Annotated in this window: 25 protein-coding genes and 1 riboswitch; of the genes, 13 read left to right on the plus strand and 12 right to left on the minus strand. The window is 39.0% G+C overall.

The genetic code is table 11. The annotated features are described in order from the left end of the window. Positions 1–5: 5 nt before the first annotated feature. From ERX29_RS01290 to brnQ, 9 genes are all read left to right on the plus strand, one after another. Positions 6–668 carry a response regulator transcription factor gene (locus tag ERX29_RS01290; protein ID WP_133442866.1) on the plus strand — a complete coding sequence of 221 codons (663 nt, stop codon included), beginning with the start codon at positions 6–8 and terminating at the stop codon, positions 666–668. Next, complete coding sequence (locus ERX29_RS01295; RefSeq protein ID WP_133442867.1) at positions 665–2,032, plus strand: HAMP domain-containing sensor histidine kinase; 1,368 nt, start codon at positions 665–667, stop codon at positions 2,030–2,032. The genes ERX29_RS01290 and ERX29_RS01295 overlap by 4 nt, the downstream gene beginning before the upstream one ends. A 105-nt stretch (positions 2,033–2,137) precedes the next feature. Beyond that, the gene (locus ERX29_RS01300; protein ID WP_133442868.1) at positions 2,138–4,909 is read left to right on the plus strand and encodes a 2-oxoglutarate dehydrogenase E1 component; all 2,772 of its coding nucleotides are present in this window, start codon (positions 2,138–2,140) and stop codon (positions 4,907–4,909) included. 13 nt (positions 4,910–4,922) lie between these two features. After that, complete coding sequence (gene odhB, locus ERX29_RS01305) at positions 4,923–6,170, plus strand: 2-oxoglutarate dehydrogenase complex dihydrolipoyllysine-residue succinyltransferase (protein ID WP_133442869.1); 1,248 nt, start codon at positions 4,923–4,925, stop codon at positions 6,168–6,170. A 132-nt stretch (positions 6,171–6,302) separates the two neighbouring features. Then, positions 6,303–7,256, plus strand: coding sequence for a VOC family protein (locus tag ERX29_RS01310; RefSeq protein ID WP_133442870.1), 954 nt, complete (start codon positions 6,303–6,305; stop codon positions 7,254–7,256). 1 nt (position 7,257) lies between these two features. Then, complete coding sequence (locus ERX29_RS01315; protein ID WP_133442871.1) at positions 7,258–7,461, plus strand: DUF6501 family protein; 204 nt, start codon at positions 7,258–7,260, stop codon at positions 7,459–7,461. A 41-nt stretch (positions 7,462–7,502) separates the two neighbouring features. Then, positions 7,503–8,285: an ATP-binding protein gene (locus ERX29_RS01320; RefSeq protein WP_133442872.1), complete on the plus strand. Its 783-nt coding sequence runs from the start codon at positions 7,503–7,505 to the stop codon at positions 8,283–8,285. Further along, complete coding sequence (locus ERX29_RS01325; protein ID WP_133442873.1) at positions 8,285–10,126, plus strand: vWA domain-containing protein; 1,842 nt, start codon at positions 8,285–8,287, stop codon at positions 10,124–10,126. The genes ERX29_RS01320 and ERX29_RS01325 overlap by 1 nt, the downstream gene beginning before the upstream one ends. 101 nt (positions 10,127–10,227) lie before the next feature. Further along, positions 10,228–11,559, plus strand: a complete 1,332-nt coding sequence (brnQ, locus tag ERX29_RS01330; RefSeq protein ID WP_133442874.1) for a branched-chain amino acid transport system II carrier protein — start codon at positions 10,228–10,230, stop codon at positions 11,557–11,559. 21 nt (positions 11,560–11,580) lie between these two features. Here the strand turns inward: brnQ and ERX29_RS01335 are convergent, their stop codons facing one another. The 3 genes from ERX29_RS01335 to ERX29_RS01345 are packed head-to-tail and all read right to left on the minus strand — an operon-like array spanning position 11,581 to position 13,737. Next, positions 11,581–12,747, minus strand: coding sequence for a toxic anion resistance protein (locus ERX29_RS01335; RefSeq protein ID WP_133442875.1), 1,167 nt, complete (start codon positions 12,745–12,747; stop codon positions 11,581–11,583). A 2-nt stretch (positions 12,748–12,749) separates the two neighbouring features. Continuing rightward, a complete protein-coding gene (locus tag ERX29_RS01340; protein WP_133442876.1) occupies positions 12,750–13,436 on the minus strand; it encodes a 5-bromo-4-chloroindolyl phosphate hydrolysis family protein in 687 nt (228 codons plus the stop codon). 34 nt (positions 13,437–13,470) lie between these two features. Beyond that, the gene (locus ERX29_RS01345) at positions 13,471–13,737 is read right to left on the minus strand and encodes an acylphosphatase (RefSeq protein ID WP_133442877.1); all 267 of its coding nucleotides are present in this window, start codon (positions 13,735–13,737) and stop codon (positions 13,471–13,473) included. Positions 13,738–13,872: 135 nt separating this feature from the next. On the opposite strand from ERX29_RS01345, the gene ERX29_RS01350 reads away from it, so the two are divergent. Beyond that, positions 13,873–14,190, plus strand: coding sequence for a DUF1033 family protein (locus ERX29_RS01350; protein ID WP_133442878.1), 318 nt, complete (start codon positions 13,873–13,875; stop codon positions 14,188–14,190). 152 nt (positions 14,191–14,342) lie between these two features. Beyond that, positions 14,343–14,543, plus strand: a complete 201-nt coding sequence (gene cspA, locus ERX29_RS01355; protein ID WP_016912585.1) for a cold shock protein CspA — start codon at positions 14,343–14,345, stop codon at positions 14,541–14,543. 172 nt (positions 14,544–14,715) lie between these two features. Here cspA and lysA read toward each other — a convergent pair whose 3' ends face one another. From lysA to ERX29_RS01400, 9 genes are all read right to left on the minus strand, one after another. Further along, entirely contained in the window at positions 14,716–15,981 is a 1,266-nt protein-coding gene (lysA, locus tag ERX29_RS01360) for a diaminopimelate decarboxylase (RefSeq protein WP_133442879.1), read from the minus strand. Continuing rightward, on the minus strand, positions 15,981–17,045 hold the full coding sequence (locus ERX29_RS01365) for an alanine racemase (protein WP_133442880.1): 1,065 nt from the start codon (positions 17,043–17,045) through the stop codon (positions 15,981–15,983). The genes lysA and ERX29_RS01365 overlap by 1 nt, the downstream gene beginning before the upstream one ends. Further along, a complete protein-coding gene (locus ERX29_RS01370; protein ID WP_133442881.1) occupies positions 17,042–18,184 on the minus strand; it encodes a M20 metallopeptidase family protein in 1,143 nt (380 codons plus the stop codon). Before ERX29_RS01370 ends, ERX29_RS01365 begins: the two co-directional genes overlap by 4 nt. A 27-nt stretch (positions 18,185–18,211) precedes the next feature. Then, positions 18,212–18,925 (minus strand): 2,3,4,5-tetrahydropyridine-2,6-dicarboxylate N-acetyltransferase, encoded by a 714-nt coding sequence (gene dapD, locus ERX29_RS01375; RefSeq protein ID WP_133442882.1) that lies wholly within the window; start codon positions 18,923–18,925, stop codon positions 18,212–18,214. Between the two features lie 20 nt (positions 18,926–18,945). After that, positions 18,946–19,665 carry a 4-hydroxy-tetrahydrodipicolinate reductase gene (gene dapB, locus ERX29_RS01380; RefSeq protein WP_133442883.1) on the minus strand — a complete coding sequence of 240 codons (720 nt, stop codon included), beginning with the start codon at positions 19,663–19,665 and terminating at the stop codon, positions 18,946–18,948. Beyond that, positions 19,662–20,546 (minus strand): 4-hydroxy-tetrahydrodipicolinate synthase, encoded by an 885-nt coding sequence (dapA, locus tag ERX29_RS01385; protein ID WP_133442885.1) that lies wholly within the window; start codon positions 20,544–20,546, stop codon positions 19,662–19,664. The genes dapB and dapA overlap by 4 nt, the downstream gene beginning before the upstream one ends. Then, positions 20,539–21,534, minus strand: a complete 996-nt coding sequence (locus tag ERX29_RS01390; protein WP_133442886.1) for an aspartate-semialdehyde dehydrogenase — start codon at positions 21,532–21,534, stop codon at positions 20,539–20,541. Before ERX29_RS01390 ends, dapA begins: the two co-directional genes overlap by 8 nt. 11 nt (positions 21,535–21,545) lie before the next feature. Then, entirely contained in the window at positions 21,546–22,748 is a 1,203-nt protein-coding gene (locus ERX29_RS01395; protein WP_133442922.1) for an aspartate kinase, read from the minus strand. Positions 22,749–22,820: 72 nt separating this feature from the next. Beyond that, positions 22,821–22,996: riboswitch (Lysine riboswitch) on the minus strand. 109 nt (positions 22,997–23,105) lie between these two features. After that, complete coding sequence (locus tag ERX29_RS01400) at positions 23,106–24,707, minus strand: ABC-F family ATP-binding cassette domain-containing protein (protein ID WP_133442887.1); 1,602 nt, start codon at positions 24,705–24,707, stop codon at positions 23,106–23,108. Between the two features lie 114 nt (positions 24,708–24,821). Between ERX29_RS01400 and ERX29_RS01405 the strand changes: the two genes are divergently transcribed. Next, positions 24,822–25,691, plus strand: coding sequence for a CvfB family protein (locus ERX29_RS01405; RefSeq protein WP_133442888.1), 870 nt, complete (start codon positions 24,822–24,824; stop codon positions 25,689–25,691). A gap of 138 nt (positions 25,692–25,829) precedes the next feature. Continuing rightward, positions 25,830–26,408, plus strand: coding sequence for a TetR/AcrR family transcriptional regulator (locus ERX29_RS01410; RefSeq protein WP_165981021.1), 579 nt, complete (start codon positions 25,830–25,832; stop codon positions 26,406–26,408). Positions 26,409–26,421 lie beyond the last annotated feature (13 nt).

A 26,421-nucleotide genomic window follows, 5' to 3' on the forward strand; every position in this document is an offset into this window, starting at 1 on the left:
GAAAAATGAAGAATATTCTAATTGTTGAAGATGAGCAGAATTTAGCACGTTTTATTGAACTTGAACTTATCCATGAAAACTATGAAGTTGATATTGTAAATGATGGCAATACAGGGCTTCAGAATGCTCTGAACTTTGATTATGACTGTATTCTCCTGGACTTGATGCTGCCTGGAATGAATGGTCTTGAAGTATGCAGACGTATACGTAATGTTAAAAATACACCGATTATTATGATTACGGCTAAAGGAGATACTTATGACAAAGTCATCGGACTAGATTACGGAGCGGACGATTACATCGTCAAACCATTTGATATCGAAGAATTACTGGCACGTCTGAGAGTCATTATGAGGAGAAATCAGTCCAAAGCAAGTGTTATTACCATCGATCAGCTTGTCATCGATCTCGACGCATTCACAGTCTCTGTTGGAAATGAAATCATTGAACTCACTAAAACTGAATACGAGCTCCTGAAGCTGTTGGCAGAGAATCAGAAACATGTTTTGACACGTGAACAGATTCTGACACATGTATGGGGATATGAGAGCGAAGTAGAAACAAATGTCGTAGATGTCTACATTCGTTACTTGCGAAATAAGCTGAAACCTTATCAGCTACAGTCTATTATTGAGACAGTCAGAGGGGTAGGATATGTGATTCGATGAATAATTCAACATCACTGAAAACGAAGTGGACTTTGATCACAACTAGTATCACATTCATTATTTTCATGCTGTTTAGTTTTTTCATTATTTATTTCATCAGCATTTATTTGAAGGAGCAGGAATATGACAGCGCCAGAAGAAGTACGGTTGATGTAGGAGAACTTCTTGGCAGTGAAACTAGAGGAGAAGTATCCACGGTTGATATTAGAGCAGCTATTACAGATCATCAGAAGGTCATCTTCTATGATACTGCGGGACAGCCGTATTCCAGTGTTTCGAGTGATCAATCAATCACTGTGACACCGGCTTTTAAAGCGGTTAATCGTGTTGATTTCTCAGAAGAGGAGCATAATGACCAGTCTTATATCATAGTCAGAGCTCCCATCAATACCACTCAATCAGCAGGCTATGTGACGCTCGTTCATCCGCTTAATATATATCATTCGATTATTCAGTATATGTCTGTTCTTGCAAGTATTTTTGGACTCACAGCATTACTAATTACCGCTATTATCAGTTACTTTTTCTCTAATCAGATTACAAAACCGATACGAAAGCTTTCTGAGCAGATGAAGCAGATTCAGCGTGACGGCTTTCAGAACAAGCTGACTTTACCAAAGAGCTATTATGAAACAGATGACATGATCAATACATTTAATAATATGATGGCGCAGCTAGAAACATCATTTAATCAACAAAAACAATTTGTTGAGGATGCGTCTCATGAACTAAGAACGCCACTCCAGATCATTCAAGGGCATCTGAACTTGATCAATAGGTGGGGGAAAAATAAACCTGAAGTCATGGAAGAATCGCTGGAAATTTCATTGGATGAGATGAATCGGATTACCCGGCTCGTCGAGGAGCTGCTGCTTCTGACTAAAGATAATCAAGGACAGTATAACCGTGAACTTGAAACTATAGTAATTAATGACGAAATACAGGCGCGTTTAAAGTCACTGTCACAGCTGAATCCAGATTATCGCTTTGAGTTTCATTCTTCTCATAAGCAAATCAAATTAAATATAAACCGTCATCAGTTTGAGCAGATGCTGCTGATCTTTCTCGATAATGCAATGAAATATGATAAAGATGAACAGCACATCATCGTAAGGACAACATTGAAGAATAAAGTAGTACAGCTGGAAATCATAGACCACGGGGCAGGAATTCCAAAAGAAGATCTTCCATATGTTTTTGATAGATTTTATCGAGTGGATAAATCCAGGTCACGAGAAATGGGAGGAAATGGACTGGGTCTCTCCATTGCGAAGAAAATCATTGAAAGTTATGGTGGAAATGTAAAGATTGACAGTGAGCTGAATAAATACACAAAAGTCATCATTCAATTTCCAGATCAATGAATATAATTTTGATAAAAAACCAATACAGCCTTTAAAATCAATATTTAGAGTGCTAAAATAAGTTGTGGAAACGTTTTATATTAATTTTCGGAGGGTGGAACTACAATGAAAGGGAAAAACCTCGAAGAAGCACCGGCTAGATTTGGTGCAAATTTAGGTTATCTTTTAGAGATGTATGATCTGTACGCGCAGAATCCGACATCTGTAACAGAAGAACTTCAGGAATTATTTTCGACAATTTCAACGGGACAGTCTTATAGTCCGGCGAGTGGTGTCGATTCTGAAAAAGTAAAATCAGTGATGAGATTAGTAGATAATATTAGACAATATGGACATTTAACTGCTGATATTTATCCGCTGTATAAACCTAAACGCGAAAATCTGCCAAAATTAACTATAGAAGACTTTAATCTGACAAAAGAAGAACTTGAAAAACTTCCAGCAAGCCTTGTATCGGCACATTTTGAAGAACAGGCTGGCAATGCATATGAAGCAGTGATGCAGTTGATGAAGATTTATCAAGGGACTATCGCCTATGAAGTCAGCCATATCAATAATACGGAAGAACGTGACTGGCTGAAAAAGATGATAGAGTCAAACGATGTAAAAGCGCATAGTAAAGAAGAAAAAGTCGCTTTACTTAAAAGCCTTGCACAAGTTGAAGGATTTGAAAAATACATCCATAAAAATTTCGTCGGTGCAAAACGGTTCTCTATTGAAGGGGTCGACGCATTAGTGCCGATGCTTCAAAAAGTTCTCGCGATCGCCAGCGACAACAGCATTAAAAATATTCAGATTGGTATGGCTCATCGCGGGCGTCTAAATGTATTGACTCATGTGCTTGAAAAGCCGTATGAAATGATGCTGTCTGAATTTATGCACACAGATCCGATGAAATTCCTTCCGGAAGATGGTAGTTTAGCGGTAACTAAAGGCTGGACGGGAGACGTTAAGTATCATCTAGGCGGTGTCAAAAAGACAGAACGTTATGGTTCTCCTCAGATGATTACACTCGCAAACAACCCGAGTCATCTTGAAATAGTCGCACCTGTCGTGCTTGGTAAAACACGTGCAGATCAGGAAGTGACGGAAGGTATCAATAAACCAGAAGTGGACTTCAACCAGGCACTTGCGGTTCTGATTCATGGTGATGCAGCTTTCCCTGGTCAGGGCATTAACTTTGAAAGTATGAATTTAAGCAACCTTCAAGGGTATTCTACCGGCGGTTCACTTCATATCATCACTAATAACCGTGTCGGCTTCACAACTGAAAGCTATGATTCTCGGTCAACGGTTTATGCTACTGATGTGGCTAAAGGTTACGATATTCCTATTATCCATGTAAATGCAGATGATGTAGAAGCATGTATTGATTCCATTATTCTTGCGATGCAGTTCCGTCAACAGTTCAATAAAGATTTTGTCATCGATTTGGTAGGTTACAGACGCTATGGTCATAACGAGATGGATGAACCATCTGTAACCAACCCGATGCTTTATAAAGAAGTAAAAGGTCATCCGAGCATCGAAATCAAATACGGCAAAGAGCTTATTGCTGAAGGCACGATTACGGAAGAAGAGATGAATGAAATCTTCAGACAGACAGAAGAAACAATCAGAACAGCTCACAATGCTATCGATAAAAACGAAAAAGTGCTGGATGCTGAAATGGCTATGCCTGAAGCAGTAAAAATGGGGCAGGATAATATAGACACAAGTGTTGCTCTTGATAGATTGACAAAGTTGAATGAAGAGATGCAGCAGTACCCTGAGGGCTTTACTCTCTTCAATAAACTATCCAAAATTCTGGAACGACGTAACGATCCGTTTACGAAGAATGGTTTAATTGACTGGGGACATGCAGAACTTCTTGCTTTTGGTACCATTATAGAAGATGGACACCCAGTACGATTGACAGGACAGGATTCTGAACGTGGAACGTTTGCGCAGCGCCATGCAGTTTTAAGTGATGAGAATACTGGGGAAAAATATATTCCTCTGCAGCACTTATTAGACAGTAAGGCATCATTTGATATTCATAATTCACCGTTGTCAGAAGCAGCAGTCGTCGGCTTTGAATACGGATATAACGTTGAGAATAAAAATGCGATGACGGTTTGGGAAGCACAATATGGTGACTTCTCCAATATGTCACAGATGATCTTTGATAATTTCGTTTCCAGTGCCAACGCGAAATGGGGCGAAACAACTGGTCTTACATTACTTCTTCCACACGCGTATGAAGGACAAGGTCCAGAACATTCTTCAGCACGTCTTGAAAGATATTTGCAGCTTGGAGCTGAGAACAACTGGACAGTGGCAAATGTTACAAGTACAGCTAACTATTTTCATTTATTACGCAGACAGGCACATTATTTAAATACAGACAACATGAGACCTTTAGTGGTTATGACGCCGAAGAGTCTGCTTAGAAACAATTTCGTTTCAGATCAGGTTGAGGCTTTTACAACTGGTTCTTTCAGACCTATCATTGTAGATAGTTACAAAAAGTCAAAAGTTAAAAAAGTATTGATAGCCAGCGGTAAAGTCGCAATTGATTTGTACACAGAACTACAGAAAACTCCAAACGAAGAAATACTGTTAGTAAGATTGGAACAGCTATATCCACTGCCAGCAGAAGAAATCAAAGCAGTGCTGAATGATCTTAAAGGTGTTAAAGAAATTGGATTTGTGCAAGAGGAACCTGAAAACCAGGGTTCATGGAAATACATTTATCCGCAACTCGAAGAACTGGCAGCTGAAAATACGACAATCACTTACTACGGAAGAATTAAGCGTTCAAGTCCATCTGAAGGCGATAATGAAATTCATAAGCTTGTACAAGCTCAAATCATTCAAGATGCGTTAACTATTTAAGGGGGAAACTAAAGTGGCAGAAATCAGAGTTCCAGAATTAGCAGAATCAATTACAGAAGGTACTATTTCAACATGGTTTAAGCAAGTCGGAGACCGTGTAGAGAAGGGCGAAAATATTGTCGAGCTTGAAACGGATAAAGTCAATGTCGAAGTCATCTCGGAAGAAGCAGGCATCGTAACTGAACTGAAGGCAGCTGAAGGAGATACAGTTGAAGTAGGCTCAGTCATTGCAGTTGTTGATGAAAGTGGTACTGGCGCTGCACCTAAAACAGAAGCACCGAAGGCTGAAGAACCGGCAAAACCAGAGTCACCGGCAGAAACAGGCAAAACGCCGACAGTAGAGCAGTCTGTAGAAGAAACAGGTAAAGTTGAACGTATTGTAGCGACACCATCTGCACGAAAACTTGCACGGGAAAAAGGAATTGATTTAAGCGAAATCAATGCAAAAGACCCTAGAGGTTTAATCCGTAGTCATGATGTCGAAAACAGCACGAAACAAGAAGCACCTAAAGCGGCTGCTCCAGCTGCCAAAGCTGCTCCGAAAGATAACCCGAATAAACCGGTTATCCGCGAGAAAATGTCACGCCGACGTAAAACAATTGCTAATAAATTACTGGAAGTCTCTCAAAATACAGCGATGCTTACAACTTTCAATGAGGTTGATATGACGAATGTTATGGAGCTTCGTAAACGTAAGAAAGACAAATTCCAGGAAGATCACAATGGGACCCGCCTTGGATTCATGTCATTCTTTACTAAAGCAGTTGTTGCTGCGCTTAAAAAATATCCGGCGGTTAACGCAGAAATTGATGGCGATGATTTAGTACTGAAACAGTTCTATGATATCGGTGTTGCTGTTTCTACAGAAGAGGGACTTGTTGTACCAGTAGTACGTGACTGTGACAAAAAGAACTTCGCTGAAATTGAAGGAAGTATTTATGACCTTGCTGTTAAAGCGCGTGATAAAAAATTAGGCCTTGATGATATGATGAATGGTTCATTCACTATAACGAATGGTGGAGTATTCGGCTCATTAATGTCCACTCCGATTATCAATGGAACACAAGCTGCTATTTTAGGGATGCATTCAATTGTTACTCGTCCGATTGCGATTGATAAGGAACGTATGGAAAATCGTCCGATGATGTATATCGCTTTGAGTTATGATCATCGAATTATCGATGGAAAAGAAGCAGTAGGCTTCCTGAAAACAGTTAAAGAATTGATTGAAAATCCGGAAGATTTACTATTAGAAAGTTAATTAGTAATAACTCAGAACGTCCTGACTGCTGTCAGGACGTTTATTTGCTGGGTGGTCACAGTTGTATTCAAACGGCTGAAATATTAAAATAATAGAGAAAGACTATAGGGTCAATATATAAGGAGAGTAGTTATGAATTTATCAGGTATACATCATGTGACTGTGAAAACGACTGATATGCAGAAATGCTATGATTTTTATCATCACATTTTAGGTATGAAGCTTGTGAAGAGAACAGTCAGCATAGACGATACATCAGCACATCACTTATATTTTGGAGATGGTACTGGCAGTCCGGGGACTCAACTATCTTTTATGGCAACTCATGCCTCAGATTACAGACAGGGGACTAATGATGTGTTCGCTTATTCTTTAAGAGTGCCGACAGACCAAAGCCTCTATTACTTTAAGCTGCGCTTTGATGAGTTCAACGTAAATTATGACAGTGTCATTCAGTTAAACGGGAGACATGCTCTACCGTTCTATGATATGGATGATCGGCTCGTATATTTGGTGTCAGATGAGAATAATACAGGGGTGAAGTATGGTACTGCTGACATTAAGTCTACTGTAGATTCTATCCACCAGATCGTTGGACTGGGACCTATTCTGCTTTCCGTCGTCCATACATTGTCTACTGCTTCTGTCTTAAATCAAGTGCTGAATTTTGATAGAACAGGAGAATACAGTCATGTTAAATCCGCTCAACCTGTCCAGGTTTACAGCATCGCTGAAGGCGGAAACGGAGGAGAACTCCATCTCATGCAGAGTGATGGGCTGACTGGTCAGAGCAATGTCCATCATATTGCATTGAGAGCCGATGGTGAAAATAAGATTAACCAATTATTAACGGTTCTTGAAACTGGAAACATACCTAATTCAGGGGAGATTGATCAATTTTATTGTAAATCTCTTTATTTTAAGGACTTAAGTGGTGTATTATTTGAAATAGCTACTGATTTACCCGGGCTTACAGTCGATGAATCAGAAGAAAATCTAGGGTCAACTTTAAGTCTGCCGCCCTCATTAAATAATGAGAGGACAGCTATTGAAGATAACTTGACTCCTATTAATCTGGAGGTATAGCATGCTGCATGAAGAATGGCTGACTATAGAGTCTGTCAAACAAGTGAAAGTTGTACAGACCGATGCTAAAAAATATAAAGTAAGTGATATGCTGACAGTCGGACAGACCTATGATGTTGTCAATGAAACAGAAGAGTATTATCATATAAGGGATAACAGTGGTAAAGTCGGCGGTTATTACAAAGAATATTTTGAAGAAATTTAAAGGGCGAAAGCCCTTTTTATTATTGAAGGAGACGGTAATTAATGAATTTATATCAGAATGCGGATACGACTATACTAGAGGACGCAGTGAATATGCTTCAGCTCAAGAAAAATATTCTTCTTAAAGGACCTACTGGTTCAGGAAAGACGAAGCTTGCTGAGACACTGCAGTTAAAATTAAACCGTCCGATGAACAGTATTAACTGCTCGGTTGATCTTGATGCTGAAAGTCTGCTTGGTTTTAAGACGATTGAAGTCATTGATGGCCAGTCACAAATTTCCTTTGTTGAAGGACCGGTCATTCAAGCAATGAAAGAAGGTCATCTGCTCTATATTGATGAAATTAATATGGCAAAGCCTGAGACGCTCCCGATCTTAAATGGCGTGCTTGATTTTAGAAGAACAATTACGAACCCGTTTACTGGTGAAGTAGTGAAAGCACATGACGATTTTGCAGTTATAGCGGCAATTAACATCGGTTATGTCGGCACTTTACCAATGAATGAAGCACTTAAAAACCGTTTTGTTGTCATCGATATGGAATATATTTCAGGAGATATATTGAAACAGGTTATTCAGGAACAGACTTTGCTGCAGGATGACCTTTTAATAGACCAGTTGATTCAATTCAACAAAGATTTAATTACAATGGCTGAACAAGGACAGGTCAGTGAAGAAGCGAGCTCTATCCGGGCGCTACTTGATTTATGCGACCTAACTTCAATCATGCCGGTAGAACGTGCGATTAAGCGTGCAATCATTGATAAGCTGGAAGACGAGCGGGAACAGCAGGCAATCATCAATGCGATGGAACTGACGTTTTAATGGCTGATAAATTTATATTATTTAATGATGAAAAGGTTGATCCAACGCAGCTGATGATGCTGACTGATCTTGCACAGCTGATCATGGAAGACAATGAAGTAAAAGTAGGCTTTCAGAAGTTCGGTTATTATGATCCGCTTGAAAAGCAGTTGAATGTCAGTTTTAAATGGCGTCACCGAGAACCGCATGATGAACTGCATGCGCTAAAAAGCGATTGTCTGCTGTATGGTCTCGGCTATGCAGAGACTGACCAGAAGGCGATTCATGAAATGCTGGACACAGATATCAGTCACCGGAAATTTTTCATGCAGCTGTTTGTCATGCTTGAAGAGCAGCGATTAATACGGCTCATTGTCAATAGAAGACCCGCTGTCCAAAAATTCTTTAGAACTAGACAGAGGCTGAAACGTCAGGATAACTTAAGCCAGCTCAAAGTATATCGCACTAAGAAGATGCCGACAGACTTACTATTTCTTCAACTGGAAGAAGCCTTGCTTTGTGAAAACACTCTTTATCTTGAAACTGAATATGATGAATTTATAGATGCAAGGCTTCGTACTCTGTTAAGCCAAGTATTTGAACTGACTTCTACAAAAGCAAGTGCAGATCTTGCTATCAGTATGATGTATGTCATTGACGACCTGCTGACTCGGGACATGTTGAATGATTACTACTACCTGCCTGTCAAACTACTGGAAGAACTTACACGGTTCAAAGAAGTGAAAGCAGTAGAACTTTCTGGGACAGATAAAGTGTCATCAGAAGTTGAGACGGAAGATGTATTATCAAAGAGTCAGTCCTCTGAAGGAGATTCAAAGAGTTATCTTGAGACTGAAATATCTGAAGGACAGAACAGCCGGGCCCAAACTTCTGAAGGTCGGGAAGGCAATGTAACAGATGAAGTCACTGACATCATGGCAGGTAGAGGTAAAAGTGAAGTTCAAAAAGATGGCGATGGTTTTGACATTTCTGAGCATTTAGGAGAGGAGAACAGCCATGTTTCGATTGAATGGCAAACACCTGTCATTACTGATGTTATAGTCAATAACTACTCGTCAATGCTAAAGGAAGTACTGCCAGAAGTCCGAAAACTAACAACTATCATTCAGAAGACCATTGCCCACCGCAATGAAAGTTCACGTACTCACCTGACAAAAGGCCGACTGGAGAAAAAATTAACCAACTGGTTTTTAGATGATCAAAAACGACTGTTCTATAAAAATGACCAGCAATCAAAAGAGTTGGATGCTACTTTTACTTTACTTGTCGATGCTTCATACAGTATGGAAGATAAAATCGAAGAAACGAAGAAAGGGATTATACTATTTCATGAGACTTTAAAGAAATTAATGATTCGTCACGAAGTCATAGCATTCAATGAGGACACTTTTAGTGCAGATAAACAATCACAACGTAATATCTTCGATTATCTGATTAAGTATCAGGAATCTTTAGATTCTGCAGCAGGACCAGGGATTACTACAATAAAAGCTCAAGATGATAATAGAGACGGACTGGCAATTCGTGTTGCTGGTGAAATGATCAGACGTCGCAGTGAACAGCAGAAGTTTTTAATTGTTTTTTCTGACGGTGAGCCTTCAGCTTTCGATTACGAGATGAATGGAATAGTGGATACGCACGAAGCGGTGAACAATTTAATACGGCAGGGCGTGTTTGTTATCAATGTTTTTTTAAGTCAGTCTGCTATCGATTCAGAGGTCGAAGCGACAATTAAAAATATTTATAATGATTTCTGTGTATTTGTTGAAGGAGTGGAAAACCTTCCTTATGTTATTTCACCATTACTCAAAAAATTACTATTGCAATCAATAAATCAATAGAGTAATATTTAATTAATTTTTAAATATTCAGAATTCTGTAGACTTCAATCCTTTAAAGTGTTATGATTTTTTTGACTTTATTTTTGTATAGGAGGAATGTTATGAAAAGAAATACATGGGTTGTTGGGTTTATGTTATTCGCTATTTTCTTTGGAGCAGGTAACTTAATCTTTCCGCCTAAACTCGGGTTTGCCAGCGGTGAATATTTCTGGCCGGCAATTTTAGGATTTATCTTTACAGGGGTAGGGTTGCCACTGTTAGGAATTATTGTAGGTTCTCTTGATGAAGGAGGATATAAAGAAGCACTGAGAAAGATCAATCCGGTATTCGGTGTTATTTTCTTAATGGCGATTTATTTGACCATCGGACCATTATTTGCGATACCACGTACGGGAGCGACTTCTTATGAAATGGCAATTGTGCCGTTTTTAAAAGCGCCATCTGCTATATCATTATTTATTTTTACGCTGATCTATTTCGCTATCTCATTATGGCTTGCTATTAATCCTTCTAAAATGGTTGATAGAGTTGGTTCATTTTTAACACCTGTATTGCTTGTATCTATTGTCTTACTTGTTATTAGAGGAATTTACATTCTATTCACTGAGCCTGTAACAGCAACTGATACTAAAACTTTTACATCAGGCGGAGGTAGTTTCTTTAAAGGATTCACGGAAGGCTACTTAACGATGGATGCGATTGCTGCAATAGCGTTTTCGGTGATCGTACTGAATGCTATAAAAGCAAAAGGTATAACAAAAGAAACCGGTCTGTTTAAACAAACTGTCTTAGCAGGATTGATTGCTGCGACAGCGTTAGGATTTATTTATCTGACGCTTGGCTGGATCGGTAATCATTATACAATTGCCGGTAATACAATGGCTAATATTGAAAAACACCAGTTAGATTTAGGAACTTTTGTATTAACTCATGTCGCAGATGATACATTTGGTAGTTTTGGTAAGATTTTAATAGGAGTGATAGTGTCACTTGCTTGTTTAACAACTTCAGTCGGCTTAATTGTAGCAGTTAGTGAATACTTCTTTGAGATCTTCCCGAAAATCTCATATAAAGTATACGTAGTGATCTTCACGTTATTTAGTTTCCTGCTCGCAAATCAAGGTTTGTCAGCAGTTATCTCAAAATCTGTTCCAGTGTTGTTAATACTGTATCCAATCGCGATGACTCTCGTACTTGTCATGCTGCTGGCGAAGTTTATACCGACGCCGCCGCTCGCACAGCAGCTTGCATTAGGACTCGTCACAATTGTTTCTATTCTGTCCGTAATGCATGCCTATAAAGTGCTTAATATGCCGTTTATTGATCAGTTACCACTAAAAGGTCAATCAATGGAATGGCTGTTATTTGCACTTATAGGTTATATTGCCGGCTATCTTCTCGGTTTACGTCAGGAAAAAATAAAATATTCATAATAAAAAAATCAATCGAACTGATTAAAAGTTCGATTGATTTTTTTCACTCTGCAATTGCAGCAGTTGATTTTTAAGGTCACTCTCCATCTTAGAGAGCTCGGCTTCAGCGGCGCGACGTCTCGTTGCGCCTTCCTGTTGAATGGTCAATGTTTCACGTATCGTTTCAACAATATTATTCTGCGTGGTTTTCAGTGTTTCAATTTCGACAATTCCGCGTTCATTTTCCTGGGCTGTTAATATCGTATTCGTTTTCAGCATCTCAGAGTTTTTGAGCAGCAATTCATTGGTCGTGTTAGTGACTTGCTGCTGTGCCTTTGAGGCTTTTTGCTGGTGCAGGAGAGAGAGGGCAATCGCCATCTGATTTTTCCACAGTGGTATGCTCGTTAAAATCGAACTCTGAATCTTCTCAGCCAGTGTCTGATTGACATCCTGAATCATCCGAATCTGAGGTGCAGATTGCAGTGTAATCTGTCTTGATAGTTTCAAGTCATAGACACGCTTATCGAGACGATTGATATAGTGACGCATATCGTTTACTTCCTGAACCATCAACTGATCATTTGATGCTGCTGCTTTCTGTTGTAGTAATGGAAGGTCAGCATTTAATTCGTCCCGTTTTTCTTCTGCCGCCAGAATAAACATATCCAGTGCTTCAAAGTATGAACGGTTTTCTTCATACAATCTGTCAAGTAAGGCCACATCTTTCATCAGCACGTCTTTAGAGTGTGATAATTCGACTGATATCCTATCAATCTGTCCGGAGACTGACTGATATCTTGATAACAATTCGTTGATACTTGAAGATACTTTCTTGAAGAGTCTTTTAAATCTGGATTTTTCCTGTTCATTTAACTCATCAGGATCAATTTCCTTCAGTTTCTTCATCAAATTATCAAGGTTATCACCAATAGGACCGATATCTTTTCGCTGCACCTCGTCAAGTATCTGATGAGAAAACTGAGATAATTTCATCTGTGCATTGGCACCATACATCAGTAGATTTTCACTATCGAGAGGTTTGATCTGATTTTTAATCTGATTGATTTTTTCTCTTTTTTCAGGTGAAAGTTGAACAGTCTGTGTTGTTATATCCGGGCGGGCAAAAGGCTGAGCTTGTACTTCAGGCTGAAGAGTAGTATCAGCAAATGGATTTGCTGTTAAGTCATCTAGTAAATTGTCTTTTGGCATCGTTAGTGTTCAATCCTTTCTTTTTGCTGCGATCTTTTTAGGACATGTACTTCAACCTGTTCATGATGTTCTAATGCTCTCGGTTGATTGATTTTAGCAAGATCAACTTCAACAGACATTTGCTGATAATCTTCAGCATTTAAAGCTCTTAAATCTGCCTGTAATGTTCGCTTCAGTTCTTCAAGTGTGATTTTTGCTGCATTTAACTGATTAATTTCATCATGATTTTTATGAGGCATGCGGACAAGATGGACATATTGATTAATTAAATTGACCGTGTTATCAAGATGAGAAAAAAAGAAGCTGTCGACTTTGAAAAACTTTCTCGGATTTTTTTGAACTGTCTTATAAATTGTTCTAGCAATCCTGTTAATTTCATTGATGTTTTTAAAGTCTCTGTAACTGCGTATTTTTGTGTATTGACTCAATAGTACTTTAATTTTGGGATTAGCTTCATTTAAATGTTTTCTCACATATTTGTATTCACGGCGGGACAGTCCCATTTCATTTAAATACTGATTTGAAGTTGTCATTTGTATAGGAATATAAGCACCAATATAACTGCCTGCCATTAATAACCAGTCAATCCACTGATCAACGACAAAAAAGTTGATACTGATGAACCCAACAATTAGAGCAACCGGCACAGCAAAAATCGCGCTGATAAAATGTGAAACACTATACTTCATAAGTCATCATTTCCTTTTTATTATAAAACTAAAATTATATTTGTTTGAACTGTTTAAAATCCCGAAACGAAATTTCCTTAATTTCATAAGATATAACTTTGGAAAATGGAGCTGGACCTTTAATCACTTTGTCTGAAAATGCCTTCACTTCATCGTATTCACCAGAAATAAAAACTTCTACAAAATCATCAACATTCTGTACAGTTCCAGTCACTTTAAATTTAGATGCAAGTTTAGCTGTAGCATTGCGAAAACCTACGCCTTGGACTCGGCCATAGACTCTTATGTGTTCAGTTATCATGTGTTTCACCTCTCAAATATAATTATATGGATTTTTATATGAAATTCCTAATAAATAGCATTATCAAGTTAATTACTTGAATTACTGAAATTTTGCTTACATAATAAAGATTGGATTGGAAAGAAGGGGAATGATATGTTTCAAATCAAAATTATGAGAGCTGATTATGAAGGCTGGTGGCTTTTCGAAGACTGGCAGGAGAAAGTAGTACTGACTAAAACATTTGAAACAAGAGCCGAATTTATGGCAGGATATCAAAAGCAGTTAATCGATTTAAGACAGCAGTATCCAAATGAAGTGATCGGTAAATACAATATACATGCATTCTATAAAAACTGCGAACTGGAATTTTGTGAGGAATGTGATGAAGATGTGCAGATATATCACAGTGTAATACCGCTTGAGAACGGTGATGTATTACAAGATGGTAAACTATGTAAATGTATAAATTAACACAAAATAGTATTGATTAATCAACTTGCTTATTTTATAATTAATACAAGCAATAAGCATTATTCCATATTACAAAGTGAATAACAGCCGCTATTTATTTTGTAATATGTGAATAATTGCATATTGAATTTTTAGTCTTGGAGGTTTCAAACATGAAACAAGGTACAGTTAAATGGTTTAACGCAGAAAAAGGTTTCGGTTTCATCGAAATTGAAGGAGAAAATGACGTATTCGTACATTTCTCAGCAATTAACCAAGAAGGTTACAAATCTTTAGAAGAAGGTCAAGCAGTGGAATTCGAAGTCGTTGAAGGCGATCGCGGACCACAAGCTGCTAACGTTGTTAAATTATAATTTATAATTATACAGAAACGTTAATAAGACACACTAACTTTTAGTTAGGGTGTCTTATTTCGTTAAAGAACAACTAAAAAATTTTGCTTATTAAAAATTATAATTATGTTATGTAAACTAATATGAATACAAAAAACAAAAAAATAATAAGAAAACTCCTGAAGTAAGGAGTTTAAGCTAAAACATCATTTTGAATGAGCTGATCAAGTGTTTGACGACGGACAACTTGTTTTATACTATCTTCAGTGACGAATATTACAGCGGGTTTTAACATTTGATTGTAATTGGAACTCATGCTGTAATGATAAGCACCTGTGGATAGAACTGCCAGATAATCACCAGTATGAATACTTGTAGGGAGTTTAATATCACGACGGATGATATCTCCTGATTCGCAAAGTTTACCTGCAATTGTCATCATTTTATCATGCGGTTCTTCACGATTAACGAGTTTCAGATCATATTGTGCGTCATACAGAGCAGTTCTAATATGGTCGCTCATGCCACCGTCTATAGATACATAATAATTAACATCTGGAATGTTTTTCACTGTTCCTACCTCATAAAGAGTAATGCCTGCTTCACCGACAATTGAACGTCCTGGTTCAAGAGAAATTTCGGGCAACGTAAAGTTATTTCGATGACAGGCATTTTTTAAAGCATCCGTAATAGATTTTATACCTTCCTCAATCGGGTAGCTTATATCTTCTTCAGTATATTTAATGCTGAAGCCGCCACCGATGTTTAGTACATCTATTTCAATATGATTTTCTGAAAGCCAGTCAATGACTAAATCAACTGTTGCGATGGTACCGGTGGATTCAAAGATTTGAGAACCGATATGGAAATGAACACCTATAAATTCGAGATGTTCTGCTGCCTGTATTTTTTTTATTCCTTCTAGAGCAAGTCCTTTTTTTACACTGAGTCCAAACTTGCTGTTTTCCTGTCCTGTCTGGATAAATTCATGAGTATGAGCTTCTACTCCTGGATTGATTCTTAGGACTGCTTTGACAGGACGTTCTGCTAGTGTGTTCAGACGCTCGATTTCATCCAGACTATCTATAACAAAGTATTCCACACCGGATTCCATCGCATATTGAATTTCTCGGTTTGTTTTATTGTTGCCATGAAAATGTATTTGATTTTCAGGAACCTTTGACTGTAAGGCGGTAAATAGTTCGCCTTCGCTCACTACATCAAGACCCATCTGTTCTTCTGCCATAAGGTTAAATAATTGAATAGAGGAGAACGCTTTAGAAGCATAAGAAATAGTATACCGTAGACCTGATGCTTTTAAAGCTGTGTGGAATCGCCGGCACTGCTCCCGAATCATTGTTTCATCATAAACGAATAGGGGTGTTCCATATTTTTTAGCGATATCGCTGAGACGGTGACCGTGCATGGTCAGTTCGTTATTGATATATTGTAAAGTCATTATATGATCTCCTTAAGTAGTGAATGGTGATTAAGTGCACTTAACTGTTCTGAATTAGCACCGACGCTTTTAAATGTCATCTCATCGATTCTTATATCATTGCTGTATATGATAACTTCATCGCCTGCTTTAACATCATCATCCACTTCAACAAACATATGGCTCATCATCAATGCTCTTATCGGATAGCGCTTGTTATTGATGATACATTCATGCTTGCTTCGCGTTCTTAGAATGCCATCTCCGTAACCAATATCCACAACTGCTAGTCGCGTTTCGTGTACTGCGGTAAATGCAAAGCTATAGCCCGCAGATTGATCAGCGTCTAATAAACGAATCTGTATTACATTAGCACTGACAGTTAATGCTTGATGCGTAATTGACTCTGGTAACGAAGAATAGGGGCGTGACCCATAGAGAATGATACCGAGGCGTGCATGACTATGTCCAGGGAATAAGCCGTCACGTACAAAGCTCGCACTATTTTGTGCGTGAATCTTCTTAAAATCATGATGATGTCTTATCATTGCCAATCCTTTAAGCCATGATTCTTTTTCTTTATCGTAGTCGCTGACCTCAAATTCATCTGCGTAACCAAAATGTGTCCATATGCCTGTTATATTCATCTGATCCTCTAATGGTAGAAGGTTATTTGTTTCAATCACATCAAGCATCTCGTCAAAGGTATGAAAACCTGAACGGTGAAGTAAGTTTTCATATTCCAGATGAACAGTAAGTCCAGCTAGTTCATGCTTATAGGTTAAATAAAATTCTGTAGAAGGCAGGGTCATTTGAATATCGTGTTCATGAAGTATGTTAAATTCTGTGCTTGGATTCATCAGAAAGACGATAGCATCAGGAGCTAGTGCTCTTATTCTGACAGCTTCTCGGAGTACAGTTGTGCTAAAAGTGTTAATGCCTTGCTCTAAAAATGCATGAATTGCAAAATCAAGACCATAGTGATATGCATTATTTTTCATGACGGCCATAACCGGCTGGTCACCAATGACATGACTCACGTTTTGTTTAAAGGCGTTAGCGTCGAGTATCCAACGAGCTGTCATATCTTGTCCTCGTACTGATTTAATATGGCTTCAAAGACATTAATTCCTTTGATCAATACAGATTCGTCGAAGTTAAATGTTGATGTATGGAGGCCGGTCACGTAGCTTTGTTCCTCATTGCGGCAACCAAGAAATGCAAAAGCAGTGGGAGCAATGGTACTGTAAAAGGCAAAATCCTCACCAAACAAATAAGGATCTTCTTTTTCAATCCATTCCAGGTCTGTGGTTTCCGCTGCTTGGTGCATTGTGCGATACGCATCAGAATCATTGATAGTAGGCGGGTAACCTTCAGCGAATTCAATCCTGACTGAAGTTCCAGTCACTATTTCACAAGCTGACCGGATACGTTCCATCTGATTTTTCACAGTTGTAAGGTCATCCATATCAAACGTCCGGATAGTTCCTTCGAGATAGCCGCTGGAAGGGACTGTATTGATTGCTTCGCCCGCACTAAATTTCCCGATGTGAATAATATTATGTCCTAATCCCGGTAGGTGGTAATGCTGCAATTGACTCAGCTGATTCAAAAGAAAAGTCACTGCTTTGCCGGCTGAATGTCCCTGCTCTTTATTAGCGACGTGAGCAGAGGTTCCGTTGATAAAAAAGCGATATTCAGTAGCACTTGCCGTTAATACTCCAGGTTTAGATAGAATTGTCCCTTCGTCATTATCAGGCATCATATGGAGACCATAAATCGCGTCAAGTGATTTAAAATCATATGAATTAATCAGTTGATTTGCACCGGCCATCGTTTCTTCTGAAGGCTGGAATATAAAGTGGACCGTCGTCTTTAATTCGTTATTATCTGCCAGCTGTTTCACACGTCTGGCAAATCCGAGTAACATCGTTGTATGTCCATCATGACCGCAAGCATGCATGACGTCATCGACTGTCGATTTAAATTCACAGTCATTCTCCTCATGGATAGGAAGCGCATCAATATCTGCTCTAAATGCAACAGCGGTTGAACTGCTGCCAGGTATTGTAGCGATTAATCCAGTCGGAAGAGGGGACTCATAGCTGATCTTCATATCATCAAGCTGACGCTTAATAAATGCTGTTGTTTCAAACTCCTGCATGCTAAGTTCGGGATGCTGATGAAGGTGACGTCTCGTTTCAGTTAAATATTGCAGTTCCATAAACATGCTCCTAATCAGAAAAATGGATTATTTCAAGTTTCTTAATGCTTGGACGATTTCAATTTTAGAGCCTTCCACTTCACTTGCTTGTTTGATGACGCGTGCCGGTGTTCCGGCGACGACTGTGCCGGCAGCTACATCTTCAGTTACGATTGCGCCTGCAGCAACTACTGCTCCTTTGCCTACACGAACCCCTTCCAGCACGACTGCATTTGCTCCAATCAATACATCATCTTCAATAATGACAGGCTGTGCACTGGGCGGTTCTATGACACCTGCAAGAACTGCACCGGCACCAACGTGTACATTTTTTCCAGTTGTTGCACGGCCGCCAAGTGTGGCATTCATATCAATCATCGTTCCTTCGCCGACAACAGCACCGATATTGATTGTTGCACCCATCATGATAACAGCGTTGTCACCAATAACCGCATGTTCGCGAATGAATGCACCGGGTTCAATGCGTGCATTAATAGTTGTCTGATCGATTAATGGGATAGCAGAATTTCTTCTGTCACTTTCCACGACGAAATCAGAAATTACAGACTGATTTTCGTCATAGAATGCTGTCCATTCACTATAATCAGCAAAAATTGTTTTAGAAGTATCAGAGCCGAATACTTTGAAGGTCGCAGGAAATGTCACGTTATCAAAAGTTCCGTTGACATAAACTTTAACAGGCGTTTGTTTTTTTGAATCGCTGATATACTGGATAATTTCCTGAGCTGTAAATTCTTTCATGAATAATTCCTCTTTTCATTTTATAATGTATCAAATGTGTAAAAACCTGGATTTTTACTGATCAATTGTTCAGCAACATCAATACTGCCATTTGCGAATATATCTTTGCTCTGTGCCCGGTGGATAATCTGTATCGTCTCATCGTGCCCGGCAAACAGCACTTCATGCTCACCGACGATAGTGCCGCCACGGATTACGCTGATGCCGACTTCGTCATCTGTTCTTGCAGCATGTTGATCTGACCGGTTGTATACAGGATGGATTTTATTTCGCTGTTCTTTAATTGCATCGTAAAGTTTGACGAGCGTACCGCTAGGCGCATCAACTTTTTTGCGATGATGTTTTTCGGTCAGCTCTATATCAAAGTTATGAAGCAGTGGAACACTATATTTAATAATTTCTGTTAATATATGGACCCCGTAACTCATGTTAGCACTGAAGAAGACCGGAAGTTCAGACGCTCTGACGTTTAAGGTCTGGATTATTTCTTCTTTCTGTCCGGTTGTTGCCATTACTAAAGGCAGCTGCGTTCTTTTAATAACTGGCAGTGATAATTCAGGATGAGAAAAATCGATGATGACATCCGCTTCTGGCCAGTCATGATCAACCATGAAACTTGGATAAGGATAATCTTTGCCTTCACGACCGACTAAAATACCTGAAATAGAGTGACCGCGTTCTTCGGCAAGCTTTGCAACACGAGCGTTTGTAGCACCATAGCCAGCGAGTAGAATTTTCATAGAATTCCGTCCTTAATCTGCTGATACACATGAATGATTGCTTTTGTTTCATGAGGAGGTAGCGCAACAAGGGGTAATCTCAAGCTGCCATCTGCATAGCCTAAATAGGTGACAAGTGCTTTAATTGGCATTGGATTAATATCGATATTCAATGCTTCAATCAATGGGCTGATTTCTGCAAATAAATCTCCTGCCTGATCCGGATTTTTTTGATAAGCATCATAGATTTCCTGAAATTCGTACGGGATCGCATTGGCAGCAACTGAAATGATTCCATCACCGCCGCGGTTTAAAAATTCTATGAAGGAATCATCATTGCCACTATATAAGGCAAAATGCTCAGGAACGAGACTTTTGACTGTTTCAACATACTTCATATCTCCTGTCGCATCTTTCAATGCCACAATATACGGATTTTCCGCTAATTGTTTCACTGTCTCTGGTTCAATAGTCATGTTCGTACGTGAAGGGACATTATATAAAATAACCGGTAATTCTACTGCATTGGCAATCGCAGTAAAATGAGCGATTAATCCACGCTGGTTTGTTTTGTTGTAATAAGGTGTAATGAGCATAATTCCGTCTGCTCCGGCCGCTTTGACATTTAAAGAATGCTGGATGGAAGCTGCAGTATCATTGGTACCAGATCCGACATAGACTGGAACACGCTTATTAGTGACATTGACCGCTGTTTCAACTAATTTTATTTGTTCTTCCTTTGTTAAAGTAGAACCTTCTCCAGTCGTCCCGTTGATAAACAGTGATTTAACCTGATTGTTTAATAGAAATTCAATATGTCGTTCAAACGTTTCGTAATCAACGGTTCCGTTATTAAATGGGGTTGTAATGGCAACGCCTGTTCCTTGGAAGAGTTTAGACATGTGATTCACTCCTTGTTTGATGAAGTTGTTCAAGAATCTGCACTGCGTTTAATGCAGCACCTTTAAGTAAGTTATCAGCAGTACACCATAGATGAAAAGAATTCGGCAGAGAGTCATCCGTTCGAATACGACCCACAAATACTTCATCTTTACCGGTAGAATTGACAGCCATCGGATACTGGTTATTTGTTACATCATCTATGAGTACAATGCCCTCAGCATCTGCAAGGACTTCTCTAATTTCCTCAACAGTAGCAGGGGTCTTTACTGTCACATTAATTGCGACACTATGACTGTCCTGCACAGGTACACGAACACATGTAGCAGTAACTTTTAAATCAGGTATTTCAAGAATTTTTTTGGTCTCATCAATCATCTTCTGTTCTTCTTTTGTATAGCCATTTTCCTGGAAGACATCAATATGTGGCAGCGCATTGTTATAGATAGGGTGTGGATAGTTCGTAGGTGCAAGTCCTTGTTCTCCGTTTGACAAGTCATTTTTTCCTGCGATACCGGATCCTGACACAGCCTGGTATGTTGTATAACTCACTCGCTCCAGACCGAAGCGATCTGCCAGCGGTTTTAAAGGGACGACCGACTGAATGGTTGAACAGTTCGGGTTAGCGATAATTTGACGATTTAACTTAGGTGAATTCACTTCAGGGACAATCAGGTCAATATCGTCATCCATTCTGAATGCGCTGGAATTATCGATGACGATGGCACCGCTTTGTTCGAATAGAGGAGAGAATTGAAGTGAAGTTCCGCCGCCTGCACTCATCAGTACATAATCAAATGGCTCTTGCGCTGCCTCTTCAGTCAGTTCTCTCACAACGTAAGTCTGTCCTTTAAACTGTACTTCAGTACCAGCTGATTTCTTTGAAGAGAATAATGTCAGATTACTAAAGGGAATATTTTTTCTGTCTAGCACTTCAAGCATTTTAGAACCTACAAGACCGGTTGCTCCGACTACTGCTAATTTATACATATTTTTTCCTCCTAAAGATTAAAGACTTTGCATAGTTCTTCAACGGCTAGCTGACCATTTTCTTCATTGACTACATAAGAAATGCTGATTTCTGAAGTGGTGACTTGATAGAAGTTGATGCCATTGCCCAGTAGAGTCATAAAAACTTTTGAAGCGACACCGGACATATCTCTCATTCCTGAACCGATCACTGATACTTTCACATAATTTTCTTCTATATTAAAAACAAGTGACGGGAACTGACTAATTAAAGCACCAAAGATTTCATCGATCTGGTTGACGTCAGTATCTTTCATCGTAAATGACATCTGGAGTCCATCACTATTCACAATCTGAGAAATCATATCGACATTGATTTCACCTTGTTCAAGCAGTAAAAATAAATGCTCTAATAAATGTTTATCATACATCGGATAACTAAGTGTCACGTAATTCATATCTTTATCGAGTGCAACACCGGTCACTGCTTTTTTCTCAAGTATATCTTCTTTAGGCATAATCCATGTTCCTTCCTCGTCTGATAAGGTTTTTCCAAGATAAATCGGAATATTATAGTTCTTCGCAATTTCAACACTTCTCGTTTCAAGTACTCCAGCGCCAAGTGCACTCATTTCCATCATTTCCTCATAACTTACTATATCGAGACGTTTAGCATCAGGATAAACTCTAGGGTCTGTACTATAGACGCCCGCAACATCGGTATAGATTTCACAAGGAGCATCGAGCGCTGAAGCAATTGCGACAGCAGTAGTATCACTGCCGCCTCGACCAAGCGTCGTGATTTCGCCATCTTCGTTCATCCCTTGAAAGCCGGCAACTACAAGAACATCATTGACTTCAAAGTTTTTATTCAGTATATCAGCCTCTATATTCTGGATTTTACTTTTCATATGGTGGCCCATCGTCTTAATACCTGCCTGGAAGCCGGTCAATGCTTTTACTCTGACACCTAGTTCATGCAGGACAATAGCAAGGTAAGAAATGGTCTGTTGTTCACCAGTTGTCAGCAGTAGGGCAAGATTTTCTTCATTCGGATTAGAGGATAGTCTGCCTACATTCTCTATCAGCGCATCAGTTGTCTTTCCCATTGCTGATACGACAACGACAAGCTGTTCCTCATGATCAATCCGACTTTTGAGATAACTTCCGATATTTTTAATTTTCTCGAAATCAGCGACAGATGTACCGCCGAATTTTAATACACTTTTTTTTATAACCACAAGCCTGCCTCCTATGGCATCAATAAACAAAAAAACAAGTCCGCGTGCGGACTTGTTTAATCTATTTACAAGTGATGCACTCCATTATTATCAAATAATGACAGATTCCTAGCTCTTAACCTGTGAATCCAACCAGATAACTGCTGCAACAATTTATCCGATTTCGGCATCTCACCCTTTCAGTAAAGTATTTGCAGATTCTCACCTTACTTACTCTTGATTGACGCGCCTCATCTCTAACTATTCAATTGATGGTTTTTATTATACATAACTTGTATAAATTTGTATAGTAAATTTATAATTATTTGACAATATAAAGGTCGAACTAAAATTCATAAAATCCAATGCATGCTATTTCAATACACCTTGTTCTTTTAAGTACTCTTCATAAGTAATTTCTTTAGATAAAGCACCTGATACGTTTAAATCAATAACTCGGTTTGCGATTGTATTGATGAACTCAAAGTCGTAAGAAGTGAAAATGATGGATCCTTTGAATGCCTTCAAGCCATCATTGACTGCTGTAATACTTTCTAAGTCCAGATGGTTTGTCGGTTCATCAAGCAGCAGCACATTGGCAGATGACAGCATCATTTTACTCAGCATACAACGGACTTTCTCGCCACCAGATAAAACTTTCGCTTTTTTGCGGACTTCTTCGCCAGAGAACAGCATACGACCGAGGAAACCACGCAGGAATGTTTCAGTCTGTTCTTCTGGTGGGGCATATTGACGTAACCATTCGACTAAATCAATGTTCTGTCCTTCGAAAAATTCTGAGTTATCTTTCGGTAAGTAGGATTGTGACGTTGTAACGCCCCATTTATAGCTGCCTTCGTCAGGTTCCATTTCGCCTGCAAGAATTTTAAGCAGGGTCGTTTTAGCGATTTCAGAATCACCGACTAAAACTGCTTTATCATTTGGGTTCATAGTGAAGGATAAGTTATCAAGAACTTTTACACCATCGATAGTTTTTGACAAACCTTCGACTTGTAGTAATTCATTACCGATTTCACGTTCAGGTTTAAAATTAACAAATGGATATTTACGTGAAGACGGCTGAATGTCGTCAAGTTCGATTTTTTCCAGCATTTTTTTACGGCTTGTCGCTTGTTTGGATTTAGAAGCGTTCGCTGAGAAGCGGGCAACGAAGTCTTGAAGCTCTTTAATTTTTTCTTCTTTCTTCTTGTTGGAGTCCTGCAGCATCTGCTGTGCTAATTGACTGGACTGATACCAGAAATCATAGTTTCCGACATAGATTTTAATCTTGCCATAGTCAAGGTCAGCGATATGGGTACATACATTGTTTAAGAAGTGACGGTCATGGGATACAACGATGACTGTGTTCTCGAAGTTGATCAAGAAATCTTCCAGCCAGCTGATGGCCGGGATGTCAAGACCGTTTGTCGGCTCATCCAGCAGTAGCACATCAGGCTCACCGAACAATGCTTGAGCAAGTAAAACTTTGATTTTTTGGTTATTTTCAAGCTCTGACATTGTTTTATCGTGAAACTCATCTTTAATGCCGAGTCCTGACAATAATACTTGCGCATCACTTTCAGCAGTCCAGCCGCCCATTTCTCCGAACTCACCTTCAAGTTCAGCGGCACGCATGCCGTCTTCATCATTAAAGTCTGGCTTCATGTAAATTTCGTCTTTTTCTTTCATGACAGACCATAACTTTTCGTTACCGCGAAGAACTACGTCAAGCACACGATCATCTTCATGCGCAAAGTGGTCCTGCTTTAATACTGAAAGTCGTTCATCTTTGCCAAGAGAAACGTGACCTGTCTGTGAGTCAAGTTCACCAGAGAGGATTTTAAGGAAAGTTGATTTCCCGGCACCATTGGCACCAATTAGACCATAGCAGTTGCCAGGAGTGAATTTAATATTAACGTCTTCAAACAATTTACGGTCACCGAAGCGTAGGCTGACATTAGATACTTGTAACATAACATTCTCCTTAATATTTGTTTTCCGCTCAAAATTATAACATATTTCATCATACGCTTATACTTTAATTATTTTGAGATGTTATAATATGACTAAAAGAACAAAGGAGTTAGTATGGAAAATAATGAAAAACGCCTGTCCGGCAGTATCGACTTTTTAAAAGTAATCGGACTTGAAGGATCTACTTATAAGCTTGCTGGACCAAATAACGAAACCGTAAAATTAAATGCATCAGAGCTTGAAGATAATGATGAGCTGGAAATAGGAGAGGATTATAGTTTCTTTGTCTATCCAGGTCGAACAGGAGATTTATTTGCAACGCAGAATATGCCGGTCATCTCGACCAATAAATATGACTGGGTAAAAGTAATTAAGAAAGACAGGGACGGCGTGACGGTTGATACAGGTCTGCCTAGAGAAATCATTATCCCTTGGGAAGATCTGCCTAAATTAAAGGAGGTCTGGCCGGAGAATGGGGATGAGCTGTTCTGTACATTGCGAGTTGATAAGAATGACCAGATTTATGCGCGTCTTGCAAGTGAGACAGTTGTCACAAGTCTCTATACGCCAGCTGAGGAATCAGTGCTGCATACGACGATTGAAGCATATCCATATCGACTTCTACGCATCGGGACATTCCTGCTGTCAAAAGAAGGTTACAAAATATTCGTACATGAGTCTGAACGTAGAGAAGAGCCAAGACTTGGTGAAAAAGTATCTGTACGAATTATCGGGCATAAAGAAAACGGTGAGCTTAACGGCTCATTTCTGCCACTTGCCCATGTCCGGATGGATGATGACAGCGAAATGATTATGAGCATGCTTGAAGAATATAACGGAGAACTGCCGTTTTCAGATAAATCAGATCCGGAAGCGATACGTGAAGTTTTTAAGATGAGTAAAGGCAGCTTTAAACGTGCACTAGGCAAACTTTATAAAGAAAAGAAAATTAATATTGAACAGGATAAAATAATAAAGCTATAATTGAGAAAGAATCATCAATCGATGGTTCTTTCTTTATGTTGTAATCGATTACAAAAAAATGAATGTCTATTCAATTTTTGTTTGAATTTTCTAATTTCTTTGATATAGTAAATTTATAAACATGATGAGGTGTTGCAAGTGCACGATGATCTGCAGAGCAGGCTGATTCAGTCAGCATTAGTTTTATTTGAGGAGAACGGCTTTAAAAACACAACGGTCAATAGCATTGTTACCCATAGTAGTTCTTCTAAAGGCGGTTTTTATCACCATTTCAAATCGAAGGATGAGCTTTTATACCGTATTCATGAAAGCTTTATCAACCATGTGAACCGATTGGTGGATGAACTTGAAAAGAAAGAACTATCACCGGCTGACAATCTGGACTATATTTTGACGCATTTTATATTCGTCTATGATCGTTATAAAGCTCATATCACCGTGTTTAATGATGAAAACAAATATCTTGCTGATGAATACAAGGCAGAGATTGTTGCTTCCAGACGAAAGTTTAAATCTGCCATCGAAGCAATTATCATCAAAGGACAGCAAGATGGTTCGTTTACCAGTGATATTCATCCGACCGTAATTACGATGTCAATTCTCGGCATGGTCAACTGGATGTACACTTGGTACAAACCGGACGGTAAAATGACACTGGATGACATCGCCAGGGAAATGAAGACTTTTGTATTCAATGCTTTAAGAAGTCATTCTTAAAGTTTTTACTTTT

Origin of the sequence: Macrococcus lamae, assembly GCF_004359545.1 — a bacterium.
Lineage (GTDB): Bacteria > Bacillota > Bacilli > Staphylococcales > Staphylococcaceae > Macrococcus > Macrococcus lamae.

Coding starts and splice junctions, on each gene's coding strand:
- ERX29_RS01290 (WP_133442866.1), top strand. CDS start 6: ATGAAGAATATTCTAATTGTTGAAGATGAGCAGAATTTAGCACGTTTT.
- ERX29_RS01295 (WP_133442867.1), top strand. CDS start 665: ATGAATAATTCAACATCACTGAAAACGAAGTGGACTTTGATCACAACT.
- ERX29_RS01300 (WP_133442868.1), top strand. CDS start 2,138: ATGAAAGGGAAAAACCTCGAAGAAGCACCGGCTAGATTTGGTGCAAAT.
- ERX29_RS01310 (WP_133442870.1), top strand. CDS start 6,303: ATGAATTTATCAGGTATACATCATGTGACTGTGAAAACGACTGATATG.
- ERX29_RS01315 (WP_133442871.1), top strand. CDS start 7,258: ATGCTGCATGAAGAATGGCTGACTATAGAGTCTGTCAAACAAGTGAAA.
- ERX29_RS01320 (WP_133442872.1), top strand. CDS start 7,503: ATGAATTTATATCAGAATGCGGATACGACTATACTAGAGGACGCAGTG.
- ERX29_RS01325 (WP_133442873.1), top strand. CDS start 8,285: ATGGCTGATAAATTTATATTATTTAATGATGAAAAGGTTGATCCAACG.
- brnQ (WP_133442874.1), top strand. CDS start 10,228: ATGAAAAGAAATACATGGGTTGTTGGGTTTATGTTATTCGCTATTTTC.
- ERX29_RS01335 (WP_133442875.1), bottom strand. CDS start 12,747: ATGCCAAAAGACAATTTACTAGATGACTTAACAGCAAATCCATTTGCT.
- ERX29_RS01340 (WP_133442876.1), bottom strand. CDS start 13,436: ATGAAGTATAGTGTTTCACATTTTATCAGCGCGATTTTTGCTGTGCCG.
- ERX29_RS01345 (WP_133442877.1), bottom strand. CDS start 13,737: ATGATAACTGAACACATAAGAGTCTATGGCCGAGTCCAAGGCGTAGGT.
- ERX29_RS01350 (WP_133442878.1), top strand. CDS start 13,873: ATGTTTCAAATCAAAATTATGAGAGCTGATTATGAAGGCTGGTGGCTT.
- cspA (WP_016912585.1), top strand. CDS start 14,343: ATGAAACAAGGTACAGTTAAATGGTTTAACGCAGAAAAAGGTTTCGGT.
- lysA (WP_133442879.1), bottom strand. CDS start 15,981: ATGACTTTACAATATATCAATAACGAACTGACCATGCACGGTCACCGT.
- ERX29_RS01365 (WP_133442880.1), bottom strand. CDS start 17,045: ATGACAGCTCGTTGGATACTCGACGCTAACGCCTTTAAACAAAACGTG.
- ERX29_RS01370 (WP_133442881.1), bottom strand. CDS start 18,184: ATGGAACTGCAATATTTAACTGAAACGAGACGTCACCTTCATCAGCAT.
- dapD (WP_133442882.1), bottom strand. CDS start 18,925: ATGAAAGAATTTACAGCTCAGGAAATTATCCAGTATATCAGCGATTCA.
- dapB (WP_133442883.1), bottom strand. CDS start 19,665: ATGAAAATTCTACTCGCTGGCTATGGTGCTACAAACGCTCGTGTTGCA.
- dapA (WP_133442885.1), bottom strand. CDS start 20,546: ATGTCTAAACTCTTCCAAGGAACAGGCGTTGCCATTACAACCCCATTT.
- ERX29_RS01390 (WP_133442886.1), bottom strand. CDS start 21,534: ATGTATAAATTAGCAGTAGTCGGAGCAACCGGTCTTGTAGGTTCTAAA.
- ERX29_RS01400 (WP_133442887.1), bottom strand. CDS start 24,707: ATGTTACAAGTATCTAATGTCAGCCTACGCTTCGGTGACCGTAAATTG.
- ERX29_RS01405 (WP_133442888.1), top strand. CDS start 24,822: ATGGAAAATAATGAAAAACGCCTGTCCGGCAGTATCGACTTTTTAAAA.